Source organism: Methanomethylovorans sp. (assembly GCF_041305605.1).
Lineage (GTDB): Archaea > Halobacteriota > Methanosarcinia > Methanosarcinales > Methanosarcinaceae > Methanomethylovorans.
In genome coordinates this window covers 1-24215 of record NZ_JBFYLB010000083.1, presented here as the reverse complement: position 1 = coordinate 24215, position 24215 = coordinate 1, and the positions used below count along the sequence as shown (strand labels likewise).

General features: G+C 44.2%; 23 protein-coding genes, 2 tRNA genes and 1 pseudogene. 14 read left to right on the top strand and 12 right to left on the bottom strand.

Annotated elements, in window-relative coordinates; translation table 11 throughout:
* Together ACCM36_RS05410 and ACCM36_RS05405 are read left to right on the top strand one after the other, a co-directional pair.
* The coding region (locus ACCM36_RS05410) for a nucleotidyltransferase family protein (protein ID WP_370572728.1) at positions 1 to 246 on the top strand (246 nt) is incomplete at its 5' end.
* 30 nt (positions 247 to 276) lie between these two features.
* Positions 277 to 597, top strand: a complete 321-nt coding sequence (locus tag ACCM36_RS05405; protein WP_370572727.1) for a DUF86 domain-containing protein — start codon at positions 277 to 279, stop codon at positions 595 to 597.
* Here the strand turns inward: ACCM36_RS05405 and ACCM36_RS05400 are convergent.
* The 5 genes from ACCM36_RS05400 to ACCM36_RS05380 form a co-directional block, all read right to left on the bottom strand.
* Complete coding sequence (locus ACCM36_RS05400; protein WP_370572726.1) at positions 592 to 882, bottom strand: nucleotidyltransferase family protein; 291 nt, start codon at positions 880 to 882, stop codon at positions 592 to 594. The genes ACCM36_RS05405 and ACCM36_RS05400 overlap by 6 nt on opposite strands.
* Before the next feature lie 199 nt (positions 883 to 1081).
* Complete coding sequence (locus ACCM36_RS05395; protein ID WP_370572725.1) at positions 1082 to 1486, bottom strand: hypothetical protein; 405 nt, start codon at positions 1484 to 1486, stop codon at positions 1082 to 1084.
* A 53-nt stretch (positions 1487 to 1539) separates the two neighbouring features.
* Complete coding sequence (locus ACCM36_RS05390; RefSeq protein ID WP_370572723.1) at positions 1540 to 3345, bottom strand: hypothetical protein; 1806 nt, start codon at positions 3343 to 3345, stop codon at positions 1540 to 1542.
* 1 nt (position 3346) lies between these two features.
* A complete protein-coding gene (locus ACCM36_RS05385) occupies positions 3347 to 4447 on the bottom strand; it encodes an ABC transporter permease (RefSeq protein ID WP_370572722.1) in 1101 nt (366 codons plus the stop codon).
* Entirely contained in the window at positions 4440 to 6212 is a 1773-nt protein-coding gene (locus ACCM36_RS05380) for an ABC transporter permease (protein WP_370572721.1), read from the bottom strand. Before ACCM36_RS05380 ends, ACCM36_RS05385 begins: the two co-directional genes overlap by 8 nt.
* A 251-nt stretch (positions 6213 to 6463) precedes the next feature.
* Here ACCM36_RS05380 and ACCM36_RS05375 point away from each other — a divergent pair, with 251 nt between their 5' ends.
* Positions 6464 to 7372, top strand: a complete 909-nt coding sequence (locus ACCM36_RS05375; protein WP_370572720.1) for an ATP-binding cassette domain-containing protein — start codon at positions 6464 to 6466, stop codon at positions 7370 to 7372.
* Between the two features lie 38 nt (positions 7373 to 7410).
* Here the strand turns inward: ACCM36_RS05375 and ACCM36_RS05370 are convergent, their stop codons facing one another.
* The gene (locus ACCM36_RS05370) at positions 7411 to 7818 is read right to left on the bottom strand and encodes a bacteriohemerythrin (protein ID WP_370572719.1); all 408 of its coding nucleotides are present in this window, start codon (positions 7816 to 7818) and stop codon (positions 7411 to 7413) included.
* 142 nt (positions 7819 to 7960) lie between these two features.
* On the opposite strand from ACCM36_RS05370, the gene ACCM36_RS05365 reads away from it, so the two are divergent.
* From ACCM36_RS05365 to ACCM36_RS05330, 8 genes are all read left to right on the top strand, one after another.
* Positions 7961 to 8422 (top strand): MarR family winged helix-turn-helix transcriptional regulator, encoded by a 462-nt coding sequence (locus ACCM36_RS05365; RefSeq protein ID WP_370572718.1) that lies wholly within the window; start codon positions 7961 to 7963, stop codon positions 8420 to 8422.
* Positions 8415 to 9845, top strand: coding sequence for an MATE family efflux transporter (locus tag ACCM36_RS05360; RefSeq protein ID WP_370572717.1), 1431 nt, complete (start codon positions 8415 to 8417; stop codon positions 9843 to 9845). The genes ACCM36_RS05365 and ACCM36_RS05360 overlap by 8 nt, the downstream gene beginning before the upstream one ends.
* Positions 9846 to 10223: 378 nt before the next feature.
* Entirely contained in the window at positions 10224 to 11390 is a 1167-nt protein-coding gene (locus tag ACCM36_RS05355) for an adenosylcobinamide amidohydrolase (RefSeq protein WP_370572716.1), read from the top strand.
* Positions 11391 to 11457: 67 nt separating this feature from the next.
* Complete coding sequence (locus ACCM36_RS05350; protein ID WP_370572715.1) at positions 11458 to 12444, top strand: sugar phosphate isomerase; 987 nt, start codon at positions 11458 to 11460, stop codon at positions 12442 to 12444.
* A 135-nt stretch (positions 12445 to 12579) separates the two neighbouring features.
* Positions 12580 to 13137 carry an ArsR family transcriptional regulator gene (locus ACCM36_RS05345; protein WP_370572714.1) on the top strand — a complete coding sequence of 186 codons (558 nt, stop codon included), beginning with the start codon at positions 12580 to 12582 and terminating at the stop codon, positions 13135 to 13137.
* A gap of 102 nt (positions 13138 to 13239) precedes the next feature.
* Complete coding sequence (locus tag ACCM36_RS05340; RefSeq protein WP_370572713.1) at positions 13240 to 14382, top strand: radical SAM protein; 1143 nt, start codon at positions 13240 to 13242, stop codon at positions 14380 to 14382.
* Complete coding sequence (locus ACCM36_RS05335) at positions 14373 to 15227, top strand: DUF4130 domain-containing protein (RefSeq protein WP_370572712.1); 855 nt, start codon at positions 14373 to 14375, stop codon at positions 15225 to 15227. Before ACCM36_RS05340 ends, ACCM36_RS05335 begins: the two co-directional genes overlap by 10 nt.
* Before the next feature lie 12 nt (positions 15228 to 15239).
* On the top strand, positions 15240 to 17357 hold the full coding sequence (locus ACCM36_RS05330; protein ID WP_370572711.1) for a helix-hairpin-helix domain-containing protein: 2118 nt from the start codon (positions 15240 to 15242) through the stop codon (positions 17355 to 17357).
* A 24-nt stretch (positions 17358 to 17381) separates the two neighbouring features.
* Here ACCM36_RS05330 and hisB read toward each other — a convergent pair whose 3' ends face one another.
* The 3 genes from hisB to hisG form a co-directional block, all read right to left on the bottom strand.
* Entirely contained in the window at positions 17382 to 17957 is a 576-nt protein-coding gene (gene hisB, locus ACCM36_RS05325) for an imidazoleglycerol-phosphate dehydratase HisB (RefSeq protein ID WP_370572730.1), read from the bottom strand.
* Positions 17958 to 18025: 68 nt separating this feature from the next.
* A complete protein-coding gene (hisA, locus tag ACCM36_RS05320) occupies positions 18026 to 18769 on the bottom strand; it encodes a 1-(5-phosphoribosyl)-5-[(5-phosphoribosylamino)methylideneamino]imidazole-4-carboxamide isomerase (protein WP_370572710.1) in 744 nt (247 codons plus the stop codon).
* 10 nt (positions 18770 to 18779) lie between these two features.
* Entirely contained in the window at positions 18780 to 19634 is an 855-nt protein-coding gene (hisG, locus tag ACCM36_RS05315) for an ATP phosphoribosyltransferase (protein ID WP_370572729.1), read from the bottom strand.
* A 303-nt stretch (positions 19635 to 19937) separates the two neighbouring features.
* Between hisG and ACCM36_RS05310 the strand changes: the two genes are divergently transcribed.
* From ACCM36_RS05310 to ACCM36_RS05300, 3 genes are all read left to right on the top strand, one after another.
* The gene (locus ACCM36_RS05310) at positions 19938 to 21134 is read left to right on the top strand and encodes a methionine adenosyltransferase (RefSeq protein ID WP_370572709.1); all 1197 of its coding nucleotides are present in this window, start codon (positions 19938 to 19940) and stop codon (positions 21132 to 21134) included.
* A gap of 148 nt (positions 21135 to 21282) precedes the next feature.
* A tRNA-Tyr gene (locus ACCM36_RS05305) sits at positions 21283 to 21393 on the top strand.
* Positions 21394 to 21456: 63 nt separating this feature from the next.
* Positions 21457 to 21529: transfer RNA gene (locus tag ACCM36_RS05300), tRNA-Asp, on the top strand.
* A gap of 83 nt (positions 21530 to 21612) precedes the next feature.
* On the opposite strand, the pseudogene ACCM36_RS05295 reads toward ACCM36_RS05300, so the two are convergent.
* The 3 genes and pseudogenes from ACCM36_RS05295 to ACCM36_RS05285 form a co-directional block, all read right to left on the bottom strand.
* A pseudogene (locus ACCM36_RS05295) lies at positions 21613 to 22146 on the bottom strand (PDDEXK nuclease domain-containing protein).
* Positions 22100 to 22435, bottom strand: a complete 336-nt coding sequence (locus ACCM36_RS05290; RefSeq protein WP_370572708.1) for a DUF1016 N-terminal domain-containing protein — start codon at positions 22433 to 22435, stop codon at positions 22100 to 22102. Before ACCM36_RS05290 ends, ACCM36_RS05295 begins: the two are co-directional and overlap by 47 nt.
* A 262-nt stretch (positions 22436 to 22697) precedes the next feature.
* Positions 22698 to 23774 carry a uroporphyrinogen decarboxylase family protein gene (locus ACCM36_RS05285; protein ID WP_370572707.1) on the bottom strand — a complete coding sequence of 359 codons (1077 nt, stop codon included), beginning with the start codon at positions 23772 to 23774 and terminating at the stop codon, positions 22698 to 22700.
* Between the last annotated feature and the right edge of the window lie 441 nt (positions 23775 to 24215).

The following is a 24215-nucleotide window of genomic DNA, read 5'->3' as shown; positions in this document are numbered from 1 at the left end:
GAGTTGAAAAAGGATTATAATGTAAGTTATATCGGAATATTCGGGTCATATGTGCGTGGTGAGCACACCCCGGAGAGTGATCTTGATCTGCTGGTGGAGTTCAGTAAGACTCCTACTATTTTCAGGTTCATTCATCTTGAGAACTACCTTTCTGATTCCTTGGAGGTCAAAGTGGACTTAGTCATGAAAAATTCATTGAAACCCACCATAGGAAAATACATCCTTGAAGAAGTAGAAGCTGTCTGAGGGGTTAGTATTCGGGACGTAAAAGACTATGTGCAGGATATCTATAATGCCATGGAGGCAGCAGAGAACTTTGTCAGTGACTGTACTTTCGAGGATTTCATTGAGGACATCAAGACACAATATGCTGTTATAAGGGCACTGGAGATAATTGGTGAGGCAGCAAAGAACATTCCTGATGACGTAAGGCAAAAGTATCCTGCTGTACCGTGGAAAGACTTGGCAGGCATAAGGGACAAATTGATACATGCTTATTTTGGTGTGGACCTTGAAGTTGTCTGGCTTAGTGTAAAAGAAGGGATTCCTGAAGTAAAACCTGTAATAGAGAGTTTGTTGATTAAATTGGGGTCATAGTAGTTTCACTTCTTCTTTCAGGATTCGTTCTTTGATAAGCGGATTTATGGAACTATAGGTGATAACTTCAACTTTCCTTTTTGATTCCTTTTCAAGTTCCAGTTCTAATCTGGCAAGGTCAAAAAGGCTTTTTCTGCTCTTGAAATGGACCTGAATGTCAATATTGCTGTCCTCTCTAGCCTCACCCCTCGCAAATGAACCGAAAATACCGGCTTTATCAACGTCATTTTTGATTAATATTGGAACTATAGCCTGTTTGTACTTATCTATCTGGTTCTCTGTCATCTTACCACGGTTCATATTCACATTCATATTGGTGATTATTCTTATTAAGTTTCGGTAGGATTCATTTCCAACAGATACGAACCTATTCATCTATCTGTTTTTCATTCAACCTAATTTTGGCTTCATCTTGGGACCATTTTGCTCTGGGATGATTATGTAGTAAGTAGAGTACACAAAAGAATAATTCCTATATTTCGCCTTACCTATGCAGCAAAGAACCCGCCTTTGAAACAATGCCTCTGGCAGAAGCTATGATATTTTTTGCATGCTTTGTATTCGCAGCTTTTACTGGCATCTTCCTAGTTTCTCTTCTTCCCAGATACCAGGTGAAGATTTCCGAATAAACGATTATGCCAATGAGCGTTGACCAGACGAACATCAGCACATGGTAGTTGTTTATGGGTACATTCCCTTCTGCAAGCACTACATGTCTGAAAGCTAGGAAAGACAGTGCAGTATCAGGCATTATGAAAATACACATGAGAGGCACCATTAAAAGAGCAAGTATGGCAACTGCCGAAGATACATACACCATGAGTACGATCGCCAGCAACGTCAGCAGGGCAAATATTATCAGTGAGATAAGGGAATATGCAACGTCCATAGTATCCTCATAGCATATTTTGTCGAACAGACCTGAACTATATTATTAATCTATTAATTATATACTTTTCTTATGAAATAAAACACTGCTACAGGTATCAACGCTACAATACACAGCAAACTCAAGAAGGAAGACACAAGGAAGCCCGCAGCCTGCACGTTTGTAAGTTCACTGGCCTGCGGTTCGTTTATAGCAGATGTCATGCTGGAAGCTTCATATTCATCAGGGTCTTCGGATACAACTTCCCTGTCAATGTACATTTCCACCTGTTCCGAGTACACTGTCATTTCTTTCATCTGGTTGTCGGTATAATCAATCTCAAATTCAGGTAGTATGTATTCTCCAGCTTCTGAAAATACTATCTCATAGCTTTGAAGTGACGTTTCCCCGGGAGCGAGTTTACCGGCCCACTCCAGGCTCCCGGTGACAAGATCAGCATCTACAGGCATGCTGTCATGTATACTGACCTCAACTTCCTTATCACCCATATTGGATACCTGCAAAGTTACAGTAACAATTTCTCCTTCCATTGCATATCCGGTGTTCACAGCTTTCTCTGCAACTACATAAGAACCGTTCACCAGTACCTCAGGAGCAACAGATGTCACCTCATACATATTCCCATTGTCCTCCCAGGTGACAACAGCATTTCCCAACGTGAAATTACCGGGAATGCTTGGGGTAACAATGTAAGTGACCTCATTCGTAGTATGCGGGTCGATTTGCATTTCCCACTCAAGATTCCCTGTATCCTGTAACCTGAAAGACTCAGGCACGCTGTCTGTTACTTTTAATGCTACGGGTAAATCCTTCATGTTCTTCAGCTTCAGGCTGACCTTCAGCTGTTCTCGGGTTGAAGCAATATTTTTCCCGGAAAGGCTTTTATTACCACTGATTTCCTTGGTTATGGAAATATAGGGACCAATAAAGAAATCGTGCGCATCTGTTGCATAGTATGCATCTCCTGAATAATCACCGCCTGATACTTCTGTGGTGACAGATATGGACCTGCCTGTTGCAGCGGCAGGAATCTCAAGTCCCATGGCTAATGCCACCGTTTGCAGCGGTGCCAGGGTTTCCAGTGACAAAGTCTGTTCGCTAAATACACCTTCACTGGCCTTATTATCTATTTTGATGCCTCTGAGAGACAAACTACCATTGTTTGTTAGCCTGAGAATGCAGGAAACAGGTTCATCAGCCTCAAAACTATCATTCGAAGGAGATATGGCAACTTCCACGTCTGGTTTTCCGGGTCGGTATGTCTCAATGAATACCTGCGATTTAGCTGAGTCGATATAAACAAGCCTGACCATGAAGGCATTGTCATACTTTTTGTAGTCCCGCAAAGCAAAAATATTCTCATATTTCCCGGATGGGGATGCAACTGAGATGTCCACTTCTTTGGTGGAGAAATTTGTAATTGATATTGCATATGCTCCATCCTGCATCACATCTCCCTTTGAAAGGGAGGCCTTAGGAGTGGACAACACCCACACCTTTTCAAATTCATGTTCATACACAACCAGTGAGATCTTACCTGAAGCAATTCCAGCCACTTCGATCTTAAGGTCATTATCGTATATTCTCTGGTTGTTGGGACCAGCATCCACATAATAGGTTTTTTTAAAATCACCGTTCTTGTATACAAGGATCACGGCAGATGGCTCTGCAGCTTCCTGGTCAAGGTTATAGACCTTCAGGGTGTATCTTTCAATGCTGGCCTTCTCCCCAGGCCCAAGTTCAAAACTTCCCTTATATACCCAGATGTCCTCCTGCTGAAAATCATATGCACTGGTGGGATAGATGGAGATAAGCAATATGATGAGAATACTGAAAATGACATGTGCCGTTCTTTTCATATCATACCTTCAAATGTTCGTTTTCCACTACCCTGGTCAGTAGCCACAGCAACAGAAGAGCAAAGCACATGTATCCTGCAGTCCATGCAAAAGCCTCCAGACCTCTTATACTATCAAGTGAAAGCCTTGAAACAAGATTAAGAGGTGAATTGGTGTACAGGTACGATGACATGAACAGAAGTATAAGTACAAGCGAATAGAACAGCTGGGCAGTTCCTCTTTCTCTGCATAAGACAGCTATTATGCTCCCCGTAGTCACCAGTATCAGAGACACCATGGTCACTACAAGAATAATCTCAGTGAAGTTACTGATATGTATGCCATTAAGGCCCAGCAGTAATATCCATGCTATGGACTGCACAGGTGCGATAGCAGTTGCTACCAGCGTTTTCCCTCCCACTACGTCAAGCAGGGATACAGGGGAAGCAAGCAGGAGTTCCAGTGTCTTGCGTTCGAATTCTTCGGTTATCATGTCAATAACAAGCCCACCTGATATGAAAGCCGGAGTGAACATCAGCAATGGTAGAAGTGCCACGTAGATGAACTCCAGCTTGCTGGAAGATGAACCTCTATTCCCCCGGATTATCTGAATATCAAGAGGTGTGTAACCCTCAAGTCGCATAGTTCTTACACTTCTTACACTTTGTTCGAACTTCTCAAGCGGCTTTTTCAACTGTAACGAGACAATGGTTGCTTTCAGTTCGGACCTGGGTAGATATATGTCCAGATCGATCAGATTATTGCCTTCAGCTGTTTCGTTAGGTATGTTTATGATAGCATCTATCTTCCTGTCATAGAAATCAGTATATGCTTCCCCGAAATCTGCATACTGCACCGGCTCCAGATCGCTTATTTTCATTAACTTGAAAAGCTCTCCTTCGCTGTCCCCAATGATCCCTATCTTTGATTCTTTCATTTGCATGCCTTGCAGAGCCATTGGATCGTAGAAGGATGTGAGGCCTACAACAAGGAAGGCAGAAAAGGAAGCAATGAACAACTGAACAAGCACAGAAAGAACGAATGTCTTTTCAATTAATAGTCCCCTGTATTCCTTTCTGGCAATGGACATGATCTTTTTCGGGTATACTTTTGTCTTATCCAAAAAGAAGCCCCCTGAGCAGGTAAGTATTATACATTGTATGTATCGCCGTTGCAACTAACAGGAAAAATATGTAGTATCGATGACCTGTAAAGTACACTCCCAGAGAAGTGATCGTAGTGGTTGTCACATGTAATAACAGGGGTATCAGGAGCATTGCGCCCATGGTCATTACCGACCCGAAAGCCGAGGAGGCAATTGGTGCAAGAGTTATTACAGATACGAGTTTCTCTCCAAAGAAGAATCCACCGCCTGCAAGCAATGCAAGCATTCCGGCAGTTTTCAGGCTAAACGGTTTTAAACCTCTCTTCATGATGGTGTAGACACCTATGGATTTTGCTATTTCTTCCACAAAAGCTGAGAGTATGATCATTGCAATAATTGAATAAGGAAGTGGCAGGTTGAAGAGCATCACTATCAGCATCAATTGAGCCATGTACACAAAAGGAATGAATATAATGCTAAGGGTGAATACAGAACCCATAGGGGTCGACAGGAATATTTCCAGGCAGTCCATAGCCTTTTCGGGGATGGTCTTCTGGCTGAAAAGATCCTCTTCTCTGAATATAGCCGTACCAAAGCCATAGAGGCTCAATGCAACTAGATAAAAAGGTAATGTGGAGAAAATATACGTTCCAAAGCTTATTTCTCCCTCTTCGATCAGGTTCACTATGAGTGTCATTGGCGATATAGAGCTCACTGTATGCACATTTGCGAACATCGCAGGGAAGAATACATATCCTGAAACGATCACCGAGAAGAATACCATAGCAAATGTCAGTTCTTTGAAACTGCGGGAAAATATAGCTGCGATAAAAGATAATGAAAAGAACAGGAGCAACACGGGGAATATCACTGTTATCATTGCAAGGGATGTTTTCAATTCCTGCATATCCGAAGGTCTTTCTATGTAAAAAGAGATAACGGATAGCAAAAGCATGGCAACGAGTATATACGGCATGCTTTTTCCAATCACTATGTCCCTGCTTCGAAGAGGTGCCACAAGCAGCAGCTCACATCTGCGGTTCGTTCTCTCTTCCATTATACTGGAAGAATAGAACTGGGATACAAAGTAGATCGGAAAGATGAATAGGAAAGAGTATAGTATCGCTGTGAAAGGTATGGGTGGCGTGAAATTAGAAGGTGTGGCAATGGTCTGCCTTTCAAATAATGCCTTCGAATTAGCATTTTCCAGGTCCTCCATATCTTCCGGCAAAATAGTGTGTGAAGTTCGTTTACCTGTAGCTGAGATTCCTTTATATTCTCCGGTACCATCTGCGTTCTCATTCTCAGTATCCGATAACTGATCATCCTTCTTCATGGCGCTTCCCAGTACCTGGAAGCTCTCGGGCCTGTCCAGGTCATGGATGGTAACCCATACCGGGTGGCTGTTGTTAATATCGTTGTATGATGAAAGGACAATTTCTCTGTAATTAATGAATACCTTCTCTAATGCATCAGCAGCTGCAATTGATTTTTTTGTTCCTGACAGATATGCACGGTCCTCTGCAATTGCTATATCTGCATCCTGACTATCTGCAGGCAATACATCAAATCTATCATCACTGGCTATTATAGTGTTTAGTTCTGGGGAAGAAGAAGCAACACTGTATATCTTTTGATCAAGATTCATTCCTGTAAGGGATACTGCATACGATACAACTGCGAGCAGCAGTAATGTGAAAAGGATCGCAAGTACAGACCTGCGGCTGAACTTCATTCCAGATCTGAAAAATTCCCATTTAGCAACTGTATACCAGCTTGGCATCAAAATATATAATGTATTTATTATATTAATAAGTATGGAACATGCAGGATGTCCCAGTTCCATTGCAGGCACTAAATGCAGTAGCCATTATGATAGGTATTTTCGTAACCTGGCAACAAGTATTGTGTTCCGTGTGTTCATGATAATAGAACGAGGGTTTGATGAATACGGTATCTTCGAGAAGAGATGCTGCCTAGAAGAATTACATCAAGTAATTATATATAATTTGAAGTATTATTTCATTTCTGTACATGATCGAAGTGGAAGGCTTGAGAAAGGAATACGGTGAATTTGTTGCCGTAGACCGGTTAAGTTTCAGTGTGGAAAAAGGTGAGATCTTCGGTATTGTAGGTCCCAATGGGGCAGGTAAGACAACTACTCTAAAAATGCTCAGTGGTCTGGTCCATCCTACGGCAGGTAGCATACAGATAAACGGTGTTGATATATCTGTGGACCCTGTGCGGGTAAAATCCATCCTCGGATTTTTGCCGGAAGAATCTCCTCTGTACGAAGGTATGTATGTGGAAGATTACCTGCTTTTTTTCGGGGAGCTGTACGATATAGACAAGCACATTGCCCGAAAAAGAATTACTGCTCTGCTTACTGATCTTTCTCTTAATGCAGCAGGAAAGAGGATAGGCGATCTTTCTAAGGGCATGCGCCGTAAGGTCGCCATTGCAAGGTCCCTTATCAATGACCCTAAGCTTCTCATCTATGATGAGCCGGGTTCAGGGCTTGACCCTATGACCTCCAGATTCATAACTGAATATATCAGGTCTCTTAAAAAAAATGGAAAGACCATTATTTTCAGTGCGCATAATCTTTATCAAATGGAGAAACTCTGTGACCGCATACTCATAATCAAGGATGGTAAACAGGTAACTCTTGGATCAGCTTCACAGATACGGAAAGAGCATTCCAAGGTGCTTTACAGGCTGGAGTTCATGGTCGAAGATCTTGCTGACCTCTGTATCGAAGGTGTGAAACGCCTGGAAGACAGATTCGTTCTTGTGACAGCAGATATGGGTGCTGTCAATGAGATCACAGGACGTGTGGTGACAAACGGTGGCAGGATCATAGAAATGCGAACCATAGAGCCTGCTCTGGAAGAAGTATTCCTTGAACTTATGGGAGTAGACCTTATCAGGGCAGATGGTTGATGTACCGGCAGGCTACAAAAAAGTAATTTAGGGGCTAATCAGTTCAGCCCATGTTCAACAAAAAAGGGTGCATACTTTTTATCGCTGGCCTGTATGTGAGTTACCAGCCAATTCTTGAGGAAATTCAACAGATCATAGGTCAATCCGGTTTTTCCACTCTCGTATCCTTTTTTGAACTCAAGTACCTGCTCAACGAATTTTTCGTGAGAGATCTTATGCACTTCATAGTCAGGGTATCTGAACTGCTTCATGTATTTCTCTTCAGTTGAAAAGTGATATTTCGTATATTCAGCCATTTTATTGATAATCTCGACAGAGACTTCTTTGCTTTTTGCATGCATCATAGCATCATGAAGCTCATTGATCATACCTACAAGTTTCTTGTGCTGTTCATCGATCTCTTTTATATTCACACTATACTTGTCAGACCAGGTTATAAGAGGCATTCAATCACCAAATATAATATATTTTTTTAAATATAAATATCTTGGCTATACTCAAGCTCAAATCGCATCTGAATATTACAGCGGTAGGTTTATTAGTTGCTTATGCAATTATTGCGCACGCAACAAAATGGGACCCAATGTAATGGATAAACTAAGGAAGCAGGAATCAATTGGCAGGGATATATCCCATCTTTTCAGATCCATCCGAAACTTTATGGGACGACAACTGGAACCTTACGGGATAGGCGATGCACAATTCCCATTTCTCATGCTGTTACTGCATGAGGATGGAATTAGCCAGGAACGCCTTGCAACAGCCCTGAAATGCGATAGGGCAACCAGTGCACGGTCCATATCCCGGTTGGAACATGCCGGATATGTGCGCAGGGTTGTAGATCCTGATGACAGAAGGGCATACAAGGTATTTCTAACGGAACTGGGACAGGATATGGGTCATATCATGTGGTCTGTTTCAAGAGACCTGAACGACATGCTGCTGGAGGGTTTCACTGATGAGGAAAGACTGGCTTTCAGGAGCATGATTCAGAGGGCGGGGACGAATATTTCAAAGTGTAATCAAAGCAGGAAGGTCACAGATGATTAAAAGTCCGGTTACAGATGAGGATACCAAACCAGGTCATATGACCACTGGTGTCAGGACACTAATGGGCGATCCCCGGAAAGCTATCCTAAAATTAGGTATGCCTATGATGCTTGCCATGTCGGTGCAGACGGTTTACAATCTGGTTGATACTTTCTGGGTCTCGGGTCTTGGTGCTGATGCCCTTGCAGCCATAGGTTTTGTTTTTCCGTTCTTCATGGCCATGATCGCACTTTCCACAGGTCTAGGTTTGGGAGGAGGGTCAGCCATATCCAGAAAACTGGGTGCCAGGGATAAAAGCGCTGCGGATAATGTTGCGGTACACAGTATATTCCTCATGCTGGTACTTACGGTACTGTTCACAGTACCTCTGTTCATTTTTGCAAAACCCATCTTTCTGGTTGCGGGGGCAGGTAAAACTATCGGGCTCGCCATGGATTACGGGCGCATAATATTTGCCGGTGGTATTCTCATATTCTTCATTAATGTAGCCAGTGCCATATTGCGTAGTGAGGGCGATGCCAAACGTGCGATGTATGCTATGATATTGGGTGCAGTTCTCAATATTGTCTTAGATCCGTTGTTCATCTACACCTTTGGGCTAGGTATAAAAGGAGCGGCTTGGGCAACTGTACTGTCATTGGGTATAACAGCAGTTATGATCGCCAAATGGCTGTTTCTGGATAACGACACATACGTTTCTTTCAATTTTCGTGGTTTCAGCCCGGATATGAGTATCATCAAGGAAATATCCAGGGTAGGCACGCCAGCAGCTATGCAGCAGTTATCTATGGCACTTACAATGGTGATCATGAACCTGGTTATCATTGCAGTGAATAATACAGATGGTGTTGCTGTCTATGCTGTGGGGTGGCGCGTGGTAATGATAGCTATAGCTCCCCTGGTAGGCATTGGAACCGCCGTAATGACCGTCTCAGGTTTCGTTTATGGTGAACGATCATACAAAAAGCTCATGCCAGTGCTTATTTACGCAGTAAAAGTGGGCATTGTCATCGAAACCGGAATTGCTGTATTTACTTTCTTTCTGGCACCCTATATTGCTGCGGTTTTCACACAGGCGGAATCGGCTGCCCATATAACGGGGGATATAACTAATTTTCTTAAGATAGCTTTCCTTTTCTATCCTACGACTGCCATGGGTTTGCTTTCTTCATCGTTGTTCCAGGGTACCGGTAAAGGTGCAAGCTCTCTTATTGCCACCATTATTCGGTCACTTATACTGACACCCCTCTTTGCCTTCCTGTTCTCTTATTATCTGGGAATGGGCCTTACAGGTGTCTGGTGGGGACTGGTCTTTGGAAACGTGCTGGGTTCCATCATGACTTTTGGGTGGGTGTACTTGTACGTTCGAAAACTGCAGGCGCATGTTCCTGAAAAACTGTCCGTTGTCCATGGGGAGGCTTAAATACACTTTCAAGAGATGGATGAGAAATTACAATTTCATTTTGAAACTCTCTCTGCAGTTAAACTACAAACCTAGCATATTTCTTTTTATTTCGTTCTTATCCTCCTCTTTTTGCTTTTTACTGGTCTTTACAGATCTCTTAACTTCTTTTAATTGTTGTCGTGTTTTTTCATCAATTTGCATGGTTTCCTTCCAATTTCTAATTCATTTTCCCGAATTCCAGCAGGCAATGTATAATTCTTACTTTCCCCTCTCATACACCATCTATTTATAGTCAATACTCACAACCTTTGCACAGATTCTTTTTGCTGTTCAGGTATTCAAGTACCTTTTCAGGAACAGTAAGAGATGCAGATTCATTTTATAAGGTAGATTATCATGGATAGTGGGTCCCCTCTGAATGAAAGATGCCAGGAAATTCCCAAAGGTGAGGAAGAAGTTGCTCAACATATGTTATTGGAATTTCCGGCTGGAGAGAAAGTTTACCGAAAGGATTATTCTATAGTTTTGAAGCTTCCCAAAGGTAGGCGTACGCTTACAACTTCGTGGTTTAATGGAGGTTATCGGGAAGACTTGGAATGCATTATCAATAACCAGATTCCACGTGGGGTAAAAAATGGAGAGGAACTGGAAGGAGGCAACGTATCCGCTTACCTTTCTCAGCTGGCTTCAAAATTGGGCTTTGACCCCTTAAAAAGTTCTGGGATGCTGACTGCTGCTAACATGAAGAACGTAGCTATAATAAGTAAGGGGTTTAGGGGCCTAGAGGTTACAGCTATCGTAACAGGCGGTGTGGAAATCAACGGAGGCAGAGTCGGTGATCCGGCTTCATATTACCAGGAGAAAGGAAGCCATTTTCCTCTAAATGGAACTATCAACACTATTCTTGTAATAAATGCGGATCTGCCCGAATATGTAATGTCCCGTGTAATCATGACCGCCACTGAAGCAAAGACAGTGGCTCTGCAGGAACTAATGGTCCCAAGTAGGTATTCGCAGGGTATAGCTACAGGTTCGGGTACGGATATGATTGCTGTGATAAGTGATATGACAAGCCAGCTGAAGCTCACGGATGCAGGCAAGCATTCTAAACTAGGCGAACTAATAGGAAAGTGTGTTATTGAGGCCACCAAAAAAGCGCTTGAAATGCAGTCGGAACTTACACCTATTTCTCAGCGCAATATGCTTTTAAGGCTTGAAAGGTTTGGGGTGGATGAAGCATATTGCTGGAAAGTGGCTTCTCATATGGCAGGTGAAAACCGTAAAATGCGTTTCCTTAAAGATATGAGGGAATTGTCCCTTAATCCCTCGTTGGTAGCAGCCACGTCGGCGATTACACACATTGCTGATGAGGTTTCCTGGGGCCTGCTCCCTGAAACTTCAGCCCGGACAATGGCTCTTGCTCTTATCCGGCAGCTTCCGGATCTACTACAAAGCAACCAAAAGCCACCTGAGGACTTGCTGAACGATTATGATAGTATTGTTGATAATCTGGTTTACATGACATCCTGGCTGGCGAAGAACGGTATCATGGATGAAAAATGATGTTGGATCGTCATGCATTCCATAGATATGTCGGACATCATTGTGAGGTTTTAGCATTAAAGAATTAATGAACTTCTCTCTTCATGAGAGTGACCTATCACGTTTTGGAAATGACTGGAACAACGTGGAATCTTTTCTGCGGTCTCATGGACTGGACGGTGTGGAGCTTTTCGTTGACCATACTCCTCTTCCGGATTTTCCTTCCGGGGTAGTCGAAGGCGTACATTTGCCTTATTGGATGGGAAGGCACCGTGCATGGATGGATGAAAGTGCTTTCAATGAGGAGATGGATGAAAATGAGAAATTTTTCCTCTTCGGAGGGCATGATCGTCAGGACATGATAGTAAACTTCAGGAATGCACTTGAGAATGCTGCATCTATAAATGCCGAATACGGGGTCTTTCATGTTGCTTATGTGGAACTGGATCACGTCTTCACCCGGGATTTCGGGGTATCTGATATAGAAGTTATGGATTCCACAGCAGAGTTTCTAAATGAATCAGTATCCCTTCTTCCAAAGGGAGAGCCATCTGTAAGGCTCTTTTTTGAAAATCTTTGGTGGCCTGGCCTTAACTTGCTGGATACTGCTGCAACAATGCATTTTGTGAATTCTCTTGAATTCGAGAACTGGGCTTTCACTCTTGACACAGGCCATTTGATGAATGCCATTATGGATTGCACTGATGAGAAAAGTGCAATTGATTCAGTGCTTGAGGTGCTGGCCAGGTACCCGGAGGATATTCTTGACAGGATAGAGGGGATGCATTTCCATTGCAGCCTTTCGGGTGATTATCAGATGCAAGTGGCAAGGAAAGGGATGCCGGCGGGTTATTATGACCTTTCTTTCCACGAACGGCTTATTGCTGTCATGGAACATATATCTAAAATAGACCAGCATATGCCTTTTACTCAAAAGGAATGCAGGAAAATAGTAGATTTCGTTAAACCAAGGTTTCTTACTCATGAATTTGAAACTCACGGCCTGTCTGAACTGGACTGGAAGCTTAGAACACAGATACGGGCATTATGTGGAGGAGCAGGTAGGAACAAGTAATATATATGATATGTTTTGTGATTCCTTACTCAAAGATATTTTTTACATATATATTGTGTTGAAATGAAATATATGTTCCTATAAGCTATTATCGGGGAATGTTTTATATATGTATAAAAGATAGTTTTGATATATATGAGCCCATCTGATAACAATGACCCTCAAGACCTGGACAACACTGAACGCCTTAAGGTATTCAGTGCCCTGGGTAGCGATACACGCTTGAAGATGCTGGAGAAGCTGTGCGAGGGTGATATGCATATTTCCGAACTGGCAAGAGAACTGGCCATCTCTGTTCCGGTGGCGGCGAAGCATGCAACCATCCTCGAAGAAGCTCAACTGATAGAGCGCAAGGTGTATGGAAAAACCCATGTATTGAAACTGAACAACAAGAACATCGTTTCTGCGTTGGACATACTTGCACCCACTAAAAGCATAGAAGTATCCAAGGGTACAACTCTGCTGGAAGCCTTGAAAAAAGTTGCTGTTGTGGAAGTACGGCAGGATAATGATTTTGAGAATGTGGTCTCCACCAACGGCGAAGAAGGTTTCTTTGTGTATGAAGTGGATGGTAAACTCCCGGACAAGACTGTGAAGAACTGCAGGTTTGAAAAGGATGCAACGGTCGAATGGAAGAAACTTGAAGCTGTCACTAAATTGAAGATCAATATCAAGGTAAAGGATGAGAGCTAACTGTTCACGCCTTATGTGAATAAATCATATCTTCCTATACCTTCTTAATACTTTCACATTGCTTACAGTTCTGTTTTATATTCAATCATCACTCACTTCATTGTGAGCCGTGTGAAAACTCCCAATGAAGCGCATAAGACCCTCACGGAGCGCATGCGCTACTTGGCATCAGGTACTAAATATGATAGTTGCAACCAGAGTGCTGTATGCCATGCTTTTGCTCCTGACGGCAGGTGTATCCAGCTTTACAAAACATTGCTTACTAATTATTGTTCAGGGGAGTGTACATACTGTCCCAACAGATGTGAAAGAGATACGCCCCGTGTATCACTGTCCCCGGATGAGATCGTAAAGATCACATGGTCATTCTACAGGCGAAATGCTGTAGAGGGCCTGTTCTTGTCCTCCGGTGTAATAGGGGATGCTGAGAATACTTCTGAAAAACAGCTTGAAGTGGCCAGAAAATTACGTGCTCAGGGTTTCCGGGGATACATACATATGAGGCTTATGCCAGGAACCCCTAAGTACCTGCTGGAAGAAATAGCCGATGTGGCAAACAAGTTCGGGGTCAATGCTGAGACAACCAGCAGTATCAACTATTCTGAAGTGTGCCCAAACTTTGACTACAGTAACGATGTCCTTCAGCGCCTGAAATGGACAAAGGAGCTTATAAAAGAAAAGAGGAAAGAAGTTGGTTACGGGGGCCGCATCATCGGGGCCAATGACACTCAGTTCGTTGTGGGTGCTGCCGATGAATCTGACAGGGATATTGTGCAGACTGTGGACAAATTCATGGATAAATACGATCTAAGAAGACCTTATTTCATGAGCTTTGACCCGGTGCCGGACACACCTCTTGAACACAATGCTCCTTCGCCTCAATGGCGGGAGGCCAGACTCTACCAGACATCTTACCTGCTCAAGGATTATGGCCTGAAAGCAAGAGATCTTGATGAAATATATACGGATACAGGTTTCCTGAAAGATCAGGATCCAAAGATCCTGCTTGCCCAATGCAACCTCGAGATGTTCCCTATAGATGTCAACAATGCGAGTCTGCAGGAATTGTTGCTGGTTCCGGGGATAGGACCCGTGAGTGCCAGTCGTATAATACAATCCAGGCCAGTTAACTGCGAGCAGGAACTTGCTCGCATGGGTGTGGTCATTACGCGGGCAAGACCTTACATTAAAATCAAGGGTCGCTGCCAGACAAATCTTTCCACCTTCATGGAGGTATGTTCCTGATCATCGGCTTTAGGACAACTGTGGAGGGAGTGTTGCTTGCCTGTCTGAAACTACGGCAGTTACCGGATGCACACCTTATGTTTGCCGAAGATCTGGACGAACTGCAAAGGAAGATAGATTTTGCAGGAGTGGAAAAGGATTTTGAACTTGTTGGTTTTGGGTCGGCACTATCAACCACGGAGCTTGCAGCGTGTGTTTTAGGAACACACTGGGACCGTCATGTGAAGTTCTCCCGCAGGAAAGAGCCCGATCCGATCCATTTCATAGATCTGGTGCTCAGACACTCACATTGTGACCCTTCAGAGCTTGTGAGAACTTTGAGTTTATCCGATGATGTTCCTTCCTTATTTTCAGGTAAGACCCAACTACAAAAACGATGTTATCGGTGCATGCGGGATGTGAATCTTTCATATCACAGGCTTTGCATGTTCGTAAGGCCTGCTTTTGTGAGAGGGATACTTACAGCTGATATCAAACCGGAACACAGAATAGAAGATATGTTCTGCAGGTGGCTGGCCAGGAAGAATCCGGACCTTCCGGTAGCTGTGGTCCATGGGGACAAAGCGTGGATAGGTAACGGCAATTTTGTAGGTCTTGACCGGTCGATTGTTGTTGCTTCTTCATTCCTGGGGAATCTGGCAGCTATGAATGCATCAGATGAAGTGGAGGAACTATGGGATGTGTACTATGATTCCCAGATGATAGACAGCAGGAGGAACAGAAAGCAGGCTAAGAAGTTCCAACCCAAGGCCGCTTCCTCTGTCAGTAGCATGTCTATGAAAGACAGGTACAAGGTGGAACGGGGGATATCTCTCTGCAAACTGGGGGATTTCTTTGAAATGTGAGTACGTGAGAGCATGAAACACAAAGACAACATTCGTTCCTTGAATGACATCCCCGGCATCGGGGAGAAAATGGCCAGACGTTTCATAGAACACTTCGGCACCGAACAGAATGCCCTTGAAGCTATTCTTAGCGGTGATGTGGCAAGCATATCATGCATGGAAGGTGTGGGGCAGCGATATGCGATATCTCTGGTGCAGGAGGTAAACTCCATAATAGAAGGTGCCAGGGTACAGGATTTTCTTAAAACCCGCGAGGCTATGGATATCTATGAAAGATTACTTGATATTATCAAGGTCTTTGCTCACACCGGTTATGCCAGGGAGAAGATGCATACTTTTTTCCCTTATCCTGTTTCCAGAAGGGACCGGATCGAATCTATACGGAGTTCAGTGGCACAACACATAGAACATGCTGCTATGCTCAGGGGAAACGAACGCTTTCTATCTTTATTAAGTGGAGTGAAACCACTCAATATGAAGCTCAAGTTTGTGAGGGTGCGGGACAGGGTCATCATAACCGCTGACCCAAAAAGGCTTGAAAAGGCAAAGAAGCGGTTCGGCGAGTATATGGATGTGCACCTTGTAAGTTCCCTGGCCGATATAGTGGATTCGGCAAGAGGATATTCTCATGTCATAGCCGCAGATGATGCCCTCTTTTCCAGCGAGTTTCCAGAGGATGTGGAGATCGAGGTAATTCCTGACCTGGAAAGTTGTGAAGAGTGGAAGATAGTTCCCGAGAATGAGATCTCTCTTGTAGCACGTAATCTGCAGATCATAGAGAACTCCATTCAGATCACCAGAACTATAAGAGCCGCAGGTATGACTTTCCTGCAAGAGGTGGATGATACAACTCTGGATAAGCTGGAAAAAGCCGTCTGCATGATAGATGAGAATGGCGATGTAAGGGCAGGGACCGATCCTGAGATAGACCGGCTTACAGTGATACTTGAAGGAATAGATGCTGCAGTGGTGGGTTCAAATGCCTTTGCCAATGAGGAGCTGGGTAAAAGTCTCAGGGACAGCCAGCTCGTTCTCAGTGGTCAGGACATGCTGAGGATGATGCACGACAGCAGTGAACTAAAATCAGTGCTGGAGAACCAATTGCGTCATAATTATGTTTCAGTGGTGGAAAAGGCCAGAAAAAACATCTGTACAACCCTTTCCCTGCAAAAGAAAGAGATCCTTTTCCTTGATGCGCTATTCCCGCAGAGCATCAGCCATCCGGTGGAGGCGGACAGGACACAGGTAACTGCTATGAAGCAGTATGTAAAAGAGAGGATCGCAAAAAGAAAGATAGAGCATAAGAGGCACGTGGCACGTTCACTTGTGGGTCTTCGGGAGACTATCCGGAAAATGGTAAAAGAAGTGTTGGATTTCGATGTTGGCTTTACCATTGGATGTTTCGCTTCTGAATATGGTCTTTCTCTTCCCGGACTTATAGAAGGAACAGGAATAGGTTTTGAAAATGCAGAGAACCTGTTCCTTAGATCCAGGCATGGCACAGTAGTGCCTATAGATTATACGGTTGGTGAAACATCTTTTAGTCCTAAAGAACATACGAACAGGATAGTGCTTCTGAGTGGAGTGAATTCCGGAGGGAAGACATCACTTCTGGAATTGCTGGCACAGTGCATCATCCTGTCGCACATGGGTTTTCCCGTACCGGCAGCGGCCATGGAGATAGGGCTAACTGATGGGTTATACTACTTTGCCAAATCCAAGGGTACTCTGGATGCAGGTGCATTTGAAACGACACTGATCGACTTTTCAGTGGTGTCCGATGGTTCAGGCAAGATGGTGCTTGTGGATGAGCTGGAGTCGATCACGGAACCCGGCGCTTCTGCCAGGATCATTTCCGGTATCCTGGAAATGCTGTCAGAGAACGAGAAAAGTCTGGCTGTGTTCGTGTCCCACCTGTCCGGGCTCATACTGGAAAATACTCAAAGCAATGTAAGGGTGGATGGCATCGAGGCAAGTGGCTTGGACTGCGACCTTAACCTTATTGTGGACCGGACTCCGCGCTACAATTATGTGGCACGGAGTACACCGGAACTAATAGTAGAAAGACTGCTGCGCAGAACGAACGGAAATGAACATGCCTTTTATGAGAGGCTGAAAAGCAAATTCTGAGTACTAAAATGTGACAAAATGAGGTCAGAGTACACCTTTTGTGCTCTTGATGCCTCCGCCTTCCACCACTACGGCTCTGCGCAGGGCGTATGCAAATGCCTTAAAAAGAGCCTCTATTTTATGATGGTCATTGTCTCCGTATACACTTGCGTGCATGTTGATCTTAGCATTGTTCACTACGGATTCGAAGAAGTGCTTCACCATCTGGGTACTGAACTCTCCTACCTTCGGAGCAGTAAAGGCAGCATCCAGTATTAGATAGCTGCGCCCTCCCATATCAAGGGCTACTGAGGCAAGAGCTTCGTCCATAGGGATCCTAGCCTCACCGAAACGGGCTATCCCTGTACAGTTTCCCAAGGCCTGTGCTATTGCCTGTCCCAGTACTATACCGGTGTCCTCTATGAGATGATGATCATCCACGATCAGATCTCCTTCGGCTTTGACCACAAGGTCGAAATTACCATGTTTTGAGAATGCATGCAGCATGTGGTCTAAGAAACCTATGCCTGTAGAGATGTCGGAAATACCGCTCCCATCCATGTTGAGCTCCATCTGTATGTCGGTTTCCTTGGTCTTGCGGGAGATATTTGCCTTCCTCATAAGTTTCACTTGCTTTTTAATGTATTATATTTGTATTTATAGATTAGAGTATATCAGGCCATATTTAGTTATTTTTTCTGCTCTTTCAGGATATTAAGAGCTTCAGGATAGGTGAATTTGCCTGTGTACAACGCGCTGCCCACAACCACTCCGCATGCACCGGTTGCCCGGATAGTGAGTATGTCCTGAAGGGTGGTGATCCCTCCTGAGGCAATTACAGGTATGCTTACGGCTTTCACCAATTCGGCAGTTGGTATCGGATCTACTCCACGCATAAGGCCTTCTGTATCGATGTTAGTGAAAAGCAGAGTACCTGCTCCCAGCTTTTCGAACTTTTGTCCCATCTCCACTGCGGTGAATTCCGAGAGTTTCTTCCAGCCTTCTATGGCTACTTTTCCGTTCTTTGAATCCAGAGCTACATTTATGTGCACGCTTCCAAACTCACGGGCCAGCTTTTTAACGAGTTCCGGTTCACGCAGGGCTGCTGTGCTCAGTATGACCCTGTCTGCACCAAGCTTCAGGAGATGTGCAGCATCTTCAAAGGAACGAATGCCTCCTCCTATCTGGATCATTACTCCCCTGTCCTTGCCTTCATGCACTATTTTTTCGATGATAGGTGCATTGATCCTTTTTCCGTCCAGTGCTCCGTCCAGGTCTATGAGGTGCAGAGTCTTTGCTCCCTGTGCTATCCAATCCAGTGCAACAGCCACCGGATCATCTAGGGAAACCATTTCACTTCCGGGAACTCCCTGAACAAGCTGGACACATTTACCGCCTCTCATATCAACTGCGGGGATGACTTCGAACTCCATGCTATAACCTTCAGGGCATAAGCCTTTCGATGGGCACCACGAGTATGTCTGTTGCACCTACGGCCTTTAGCTTGTTCACTGTGAAGAAAATGAGATCAGCATCTATTACGGCATGTACTGCAAGGATGGACTGCGAGGCTTCAACCTTCATGACCGTGGGACCTGCAAGGCCCGGAAGTACCTGCTTGACAGCTTCCAGGGATGCTTCGGGTACGTTCATCATGAGGTAACGTTTGCCTTTTGCCCTCAGTACGCTTTCGATGGAGGTGCTTATCTGTTCTACTTTGCTGTTGTTTGCACTGGTCTTTTTGTTGGCGATGAGGTAGACAGAGGAGGTAAATACCTTATCGATCATTTTCAGATGGTTTGTGGCAAGTGTGGTTCCCGAACTTGAGATGTCCACTATGGCATCTGCAACGCCGACATGGGGTGTGAGCTCGCAGGCACCGCTGACCTTAATGATCTCCACATTGACGCCCAGGTTCTTGAAATACCTTGATGTTATGCTGGGGAATTCTGTGGCTATCCTTTTACCTTCAAGGCTCTGGGGTGTGGTGAGGTGTGATTCTTCAGGGACAGCAAGTACGAGGTTGGCCCTTCCGAAGCCCATGTCAAGTAACATTTCTACCTGTGCTCCGGTCTCGCTGATAAGGTCAAGGCCGGTTACTCCGACATCTGCGGCGCCGTCCTGTACATATTCCGGTATGTCCGAAGCTCTTGCGAAAAGGATGGTGATATCAGGATCCGTTGTCTTTGCAAAAAGCTTCCTGGTGCCCCCTTCAAGCACTGGCAGGCCCGCTTCCTTTAGCAGTTCCACGGTTGGGTCGTGCAGTCTTCCTTTATTGGGTATTGCAATGCGTATCATTTTTCTTACTTCCGGGTGCATTCTCCTGGTTCTGACTGACCTGAGGAATACTTTCCTGACATATAAGGCTTCATATACTCACTATAGTATAAGTTGTCTTGTATAAGTGATCGAAGTTGTTGTTATTATCTACCTGGCTTTTGGTGCTTTTTTGTTATCTCTTCTCTGCACTCTTGTTATTACTATTGGTTATGAGGGATGTGGTTAGTCTTAAATATGACTATGCATTAGTATTATACAAATTCATTGAGAATTATAAAAATACATTAATAGCTAGATTTGTTTACTTTAAAGAGGATTAAAATGATCAGGAACATCAAGGTCGAACCTTTGACGGAAACTCCTGTCAACAGACAGCAGATCGAACTTGTTGAGAGAAAGGGTATTGGACACCCTGACAGCATTTCTGACGGTCTCTCTGAGTCAGTGAGCCGTGCTTTATGTGCTGAGTATATAAAAAAATGCGGAGTTGTGCTGCACCACAATACTGATGAAACACAGATAGTTGCAGGTCGCTCCTGCCCCAAATTCGGTGGCGGAGAGGTCATACAGCCCATTTACACATTACTTGTGGGAAGGGCTACCAAAGAGTTCGAAGGTGTGGAGATACCCACTGATGCTGTTGCACTTTCAGCTGCCAGGCAGTATCTGAGGAAGCACATTGTGGATATGGACCTGGAGAGGGACATCATAGTGGACTGTAAACTCGGTACTGGCTCTTCGGACCTTAGGGATGTGTTCAGGAAGGACAGGATGCCTTTTGCAAACGACACATCCTTTGGTGTGGGGCATGCGCCTTTCTCAGAGCTTGAGAACATTGTCTATAACACTGAGAGGCAACTCATCAATGACCTGAAGAAGAAAATTCCGGGCATAGGCACGGATATCAAGGTCATGGGTATGAGAGATGGCGATGAGATCACCATTACTGTGGGTTGTGCTATGGTGGGCAGGCATATTGACGATCTGGACAGCTATATCAGTATCAAGCAGCAGATCAACAGCTACGTCCATGACATGGCACTGAAATACACTGAAAGGAAGGTCAATACCTATGTCAATACTGCAGATAATCTGGACCATGGATCTGTGTTCCTGACCGTCACAGGCACTTCTGCGGAAATGGGTGACGATGGTTCTGTGGGAAGAGGTAACCGCTGCAATGGTCTTATCACTCCGAACAGGCCAATGAGCATGGAAGCTACAAGCGGTAAGAACCCCATCAACCACATTGGAAAGATCTACAACCTGCTTTCCACAAGGATGGCCAGGGAGATCGTTAAGGAAGTCCCTGATGTTGAAGATGTGTACATAAGGATACTTTCCCAGATAGGGCAGCCCATAGACCAGCCATTGGTGGCAAGTGCCCAGATCGTCCCGAAGAAGGGAACACACTTCGAGTCTATCAGATCGGAAGCTTATTCCATCATTGATGAGCGGCTCGCCAATGTGACAGACATAACTAAGATGCTAATCAAGGGTGAACTGGACACATTCTGATGTCCTTTTTGAAAAGAAGGGGAACTCACTCCTTCTTTCCCTCCGTTTAGATAAACACTCATATCTGTTTTTTCCGAAAAGGCTAAGTAGTATGATGCGTATCAGTGTGATACTCGTGAGGCACGTCCTCTAAAATTAATCGCGTTGTCCCGCCTTAACTCAGTGGTAGAGTGCGCGGCTGTAGTATGGTCATGTGACATCAGTCACACATTACCGCGCAGGCACCGCGATGCCCCCGGTTCGAGTCTGGGAGGCGGGACCTAATCCCCAACGAAAGGTTTAAATGTAAAAACCTCTTTATAGGGGTGCTCGCAACCGCAGCGTCCGAATAGTGTAGTGGCCTATCATGAAGCCCTGTCGAGGCTTCGACCCGGGTTCGAATCCCGGTTCGGGCGTTATATTCTAAGTTCGATGCCTTAATTCCTTTCACTTCGCTTGGATAGTATCTTTTTAAGTATAAGCGGAGTGAAAAGGCATATCACTTTACAACATTGGTAGAAAGCTTGTTTCTCAGGAAGACCGAATCCGTACTGCAAAGTATAGCGAATTTAACAAAGAGTTGTTTTTCAAGTCCGTGAGTTTTCTTTTTCTTGAAGGATTGACCAAGGTAAGGATAGTGGGACGGTCTTCCTGTGTCTTGATCGTGCATCCACTGCGGAAAGGTTAAGTTAAGTTGGCCTACGTGTTCGGGTTTGAAGGCACCGGCCTTGAGCTCGACTACAATGTAGTATTTCAGACGGGTATGGTAGAAAAGCAGGTCCATAAAGAACTCGCCGCCTTCCACTTCAAGCCTTACCTAGCGTCCCACAAAGGCAAAATCAGCACCTAGCTCCAGTAGGAAATGAGTTATGTGACGTACAAAGGAGTTCTCGATATCTCGTTCATGAGCCTCGTCTTCAAGGCCGAGAAAATCGAAGTGGTATGGATCTTTGAGGACCTGGACTGCAAGGCCTGCCAGTGGCGATTCAAGACGTTGCTGGAAATTGGTAATGGCAGCACCCTGGCATACCATTCCTGCAATTCAGAAGTTTCCACTTTGTGAGCAGGGCGATGATATGGAACCAAGGCAATTGGTCAGCAGACTGCTGACCAAATCTAAGATCAGGACAATTCTGGGCACAGAACCGCATATATTTGAGATTGGTGGCCGACAAGCCTTTCATATCCGGAAAAGCTTCACGCCGATCTATGGAGAGCTTTTCGATCACCTTGGCACCCCAGCCCTCTCGGCTCTGGCGGTTAAGGATATCACGACCAATATCGTGATAAAGTCGGATATGCTCTTCATTAGCAGACAGCAAGATAGGTTAAAGGGCACCGGTTATCCGCCGTTTCAGGCTGGAAAGCCAGTCTCCATAATCCGCAGGTAAAATATTTTTCTTGCTGCTCATAGTTTGAAACCCTTTTTTTAGATATCATTGGGATGGTATGAACGTAGTATTATACACTCAGATTAAATAATTTTGTTTTTTCCTTTTAAGGGGTTGAGTTCTTCGGAAGTAAGCGCTGTTTCAGAGATTACAAATTCAGAAAAAAGAATGGTTAAGCAATCAGATGCTTAATTCATTCATACCTACCATACATTTCTGCAGCGTCCATCATGGCCATCAATTTTATAGGTGCTGCATTGACAGGGAATTCACAACCTGGAGACAAAATAAAGCCGGATGGTGAATTCATACCTTCGAGTATTGTCTGTCTGCAGATTTCCAGAGCTTCTTCATATGAGCTGGTCAGGAAAAGCGGAGGATTAATATTGCCACAGATAACATCATGGTCACCAAAAGCTTTAATCTGATCCTTGATGGGGGTTTCCGGGCCAAAGAGCCAGACATATTTTCCAGACCATGCCAGCTCATTCCTTAATTTGACATAATGTTCGATATTCTTGTTCTGATCAGAACACGGATGCATAAGTACAGCATGTACTCCAAGTTCTTTCAAATGAGTATGGATCCTTTTCATATAAGGATATGCGAATTCAGCAAACATTTCAGGCGAGATCATGGTATTTGATTCTGAAGGCCCTCCATCGAAAGGAAGCATGTTTTCTGCACCATACTTATTTGCAAAATAATCTATAGCATTGATGAACATATCGCATACTTTATTCAGCAGTGAGTGTGCAGCCTTTGGCTCCATGATAAGCCAGCTCAAAAATTCAGATGTGTCCGCAACGACCGAGGCTGCAGTAAATGTACTGCCTATCTGCACACTAACAGGCATTCCCATTGCATGGCATCTTGCTGCCAATTTATCTGCTTCTTTATATGCACCGGGCAATTCTCTTTTAAAATCCGGTACTTCAAGCTTCTCGATGTCTTCCAGGTTTTTCACCGGGTGCTTTTTGACGAAGGGTGCACCCTGGCCTTTACCATAGGGATACTCTATCTCGCCACCAAATTCTAATGCTCCGAGTGATGCATATCCATACATCGGGGTTTGCTCATAACCATGCAGGCGCATTGAAGCGAACTGAGCTTCAAAACACTTATTCCCATCCGCATAGAAGTCACCAAGCGATATGCCAGTGATCTTTGAAGAATATCCTAATACGAAAGGGACCACTGGTACACGGTCAGGCTTTTGTCCGGACATAACAGCCATCATACGTTCAGGTGGTGTCATTCTCTGTGCCATTTCTTAACTCCTCCTCTCCTTATATACGTATTAGAACTTATGGAACCTCATTAATATAGAGGTATGGGTTTTTAACAGTGAAGTTTGAAAATTTAAGCATACAAAGAAAATGATGGGCAACACATAAAAAATAAATTTTGTTATAGGAATGGACTAGCTGATATTCTGGACCCGATTATGTAAATCGTATTAAACTCATGAGTGCATTATTCTAAAGAAAGAATATCAAATTAGAATAACAATTTAAGGAGCTAATTTGATGGTCTCAAAAGAACTTCAATTAATAAGCGTTAAATAAAACAATTACATTTTTACAATAGGGCATGGTGCTATTTGTTGGCGCAAATAGCTTCATCATGATTAGCTATCATCCAGGCTTCGACAACCTGGATAGTTTGCTCCAATCACGGACATGCCCCTTCAATCTGTAAAACTAAAAGG